Raw genomic sequence first — 2,691 nt, forward strand, 5'->3', positions numbered from 1 at the left:
GGAGGGCCCGGCACCACCCGCCACTGCTGTCCCGCACCCGCGGCTCTGCGTTCGCGGCCTTCGCGAAGCGCTGCCGAGTGCCGCCGCGTGCCGCCGCCGGCGGGCTACCGAGTGGCCGCGTCCCGTAGCGCGTCGAGCAGGCCGAGCAGCGCGGGCAGGGCCGGCGCCGTCTCCCGTACGGCCGCGTGGACGGCGCGCACCGGCTCGGGCCGCCGCACCTTGCGTACGACGACGCCGGGATGCGGGTTCCGCAGCCCGGTCAGCGGGATCATGCCGATGCCGAGACCGGCCGCGACGAATCCCTGCGCCGTGGCGTAGTCCTCGGCGTCGACCACGAAATCCGGACTGAACCCGGCGGCGCCGCACGCGTCGAGCACGGCGTCCAGGCAGGGCCCCGGCCATTCGCTGCCGACCCAGGGTTCGTCGGCGAGGTCGTCCAGGTCGAGCACTCGCTTCACGGCCAGCCGATGACCCTTGGGCAGGACCGCGCGGTACGGGTCGTCCAGCAGGTGTTCCAGCCGGATCCCGTCGACGGGCCGGTCGTGAGGCAGCACCACGAGGGCCATGTCGGCCCGGCCCTGCTTCACGTCCGGCAGTGGATCCTCTGGGTCGATCAGCTTCAGTTCGACCTGCACGCCCGGATGCTCGCGGCGCAGTCTGGCGAGCGCGGGAGCCACCAGGGTGGCGCCGACCGTGGCGAAGTAGCGGACGGACAGCCGGCCCGTGCGCCCTTCCCGCAGATCGGCCAGCGCCGTCTCGGCCTCGGCGACCTGCCGACTGATCGCGTCGGCGTGCTCGGTGAGCAGCAGCCCCGCGGCCGTGGGCCGTACGCCCCTGCCGACCCGCTCGAGCAGTGCCGTACCCGCTTCCTTCTCCAGGGCGGCCACCTGCTGACTCACGGCGGACGGTGTGTACCCCAGCCGCGCGGCCGCGGCCGTCACCGACCCGGTGCCGACGACCGCCCGCAGCACCTGCATACGCCTCACATCAAGCATGCAGTACAGGTTAATGGTGTGTGCAGTACTTTTCACTTGTCCTGTCGGATTGGGTGGGGGACGGTTGCGTACGAGGACGACGACCCACCGGACAGGGGAGACACGAGTGAAGAGCGGCGGCCGAGGAACACCGATGCGGATGGGCGTACTCGCCCTGCTGTGGGGCTCGGGGTTCCTCTGGATCAAACTGGCCCTGAACCACGGCCTGACCCCGGTCCAGATCACGGTGGTCCGCTGCGTCCTGGGCGCGGTGGTCCTGCTCGCGCTCGCCGGGTACGCCCGGGAGCGCCTCCCGCGTGACCGCAGGACCTGGGGCCATCTCGTGGTGGCGGCCTTCCTCTGCAACGCCCTGCCGTTCTTCCTCTTCAGCATCGGCGAGCAGACGGTCGACTCCGGCGTGGCAGGCGTGCTCAACGCGACAACTCCCCTGTGGGCGTTGCTGATCGGCATCGGCACCGGCACGGACCGCGAGCTCCACCCGGTCCGGCTGGGCGGACTGGTCCTCGGCTTCGCCGGAACGCTGGTGATCTTCGCGCCCTGGCAGCGGACCGGACTGATCGGCTGGGGCGCCCTCGCCCTGCTCGGGGCGGCCGTCAGCTCCGCCGTCGCCTTCGCCTACATGGCCCGCACACTCACCGGCAGGGGCACCGCGCCCATCGCGCTCTCCGCCGCCCAGCTCGTCACCGCGAGCGTGCTGAGCGCCCTCGCTTTGCCCACCGGCGGCGGACTCGCACCGGGGCGCCCCGACGCGACGGCCCTGGTCGCCGTCGTCGTCCTCGGGATCTTCGGTACCGGCCTCACCTTCTACCTCAACTACCGGCTCATCGCCGACGAAGGCGCCACCAGCGCCGCCACCGTCGGATATCTGCTGCCGGTCGTCTCGGTGGCGCTCGGCGCCGTCGTGCTCGACGAGCAACTCGGCTTCCGGGTCGTCATGGGCATGCTCGTCGTGCTCACCGGCGTCGCCATGACGCGGCGGCGGACCCGTGAGGCGCGGCCGCCCGGCACGGGGACGGACTCCGCACCGGCACGCCGCGTCGGGGAGACCCGTGCCGTCGGTGACGCCGGTGCCGCCGGTTCCGTCGGTGCTGCCGGTCCCGTCAGTGAGCCACGTCCCGTCGGTGAGGCCAGTCCTTCGTGATCTCGAAGCTGTGGGTCTCCCGGCCGAGGATCCGGCCCGTCACGTCCACGAACGTGCCGGTGACCTGGTACGTGTCGCGGGCCATATGGCCGATCGGCAATCGCTCCGGGGGAAGCACGATCTCGTACGGGCCGCCGCTGCGGTAGTCGCCCAGCAGAATCTCCTGGTGTCCCACCGTCACCCCCTGCCGGGTGCGCTCGTCGATGAACCTGAGCCCTTCGAGGTCGTGCCCGGATCCCACGCCGAACTCCAGCCGCACCCGGAACTCCGCCCCTTCCCTGAGGACCAGGGGGGTGGGCGGCGGCGGCACGGCGTCCGGATGCTCGGCGGACGGCACGGGTACCGGCATGTCGGCGTGGCCCTCCACCTGGATCGTCACGCCCAGCAGCTCGAAGTCGCTCGGTGAGTTCATCGGATACGCCATCTTTCGCCGCTCATGGGAAGGACCGACGGGTATTTCAGCCTAAGGGCTGTCCCGTAATCCCCGGTGGATCAGCGCGCGGCGTCAGATGCGGTGCATCGCAAGGCGGAGGGTCGTCCTCATACTGGGCGTAT

At 71.5% G+C, this 2,691-nt stretch carries 3 protein-coding genes; 1 reads left to right on the forward strand and 2 read right to left on the reverse strand.

Features of this window, described 5'->3' with window-relative positions; all coding sequences use genetic code 11:
* Positions 1-104 precede the first annotated feature (104 nt).
* Positions 105-995 carry a LysR family transcriptional regulator gene (locus ACWGI8_RS42750; protein WP_453668862.1) on the reverse strand — a complete coding sequence of 297 codons (891 nt, stop codon included), beginning with the start codon at positions 993-995 and terminating at the stop codon, positions 105-107.
* A gap of 139 nt (positions 996-1,134) precedes the next feature.
* Here ACWGI8_RS42750 and ACWGI8_RS42755 point away from each other — a divergent pair, with 139 nt between their 5' ends.
* Positions 1,135-2,136: a DMT family transporter gene (locus ACWGI8_RS42755; protein WP_453668864.1), complete on the forward strand. Its 1,002-nt coding sequence runs from the start codon at positions 1,135-1,137 to the stop codon at positions 2,134-2,136.
* Here the strand turns inward: ACWGI8_RS42755 and ACWGI8_RS42760 are convergent.
* Complete coding sequence (locus ACWGI8_RS42760; RefSeq protein WP_453668863.1) at positions 2,096-2,548, reverse strand: hypothetical protein; 453 nt, start codon at positions 2,546-2,548, stop codon at positions 2,096-2,098. The genes ACWGI8_RS42755 and ACWGI8_RS42760 overlap by 41 nt on opposite strands.
* Between the last annotated feature and the right edge of the window lie 143 nt (positions 2,549-2,691).

The sequence above is a fragment of the Streptomyces sp. NPDC054841 genome, from assembly GCF_053611045.1.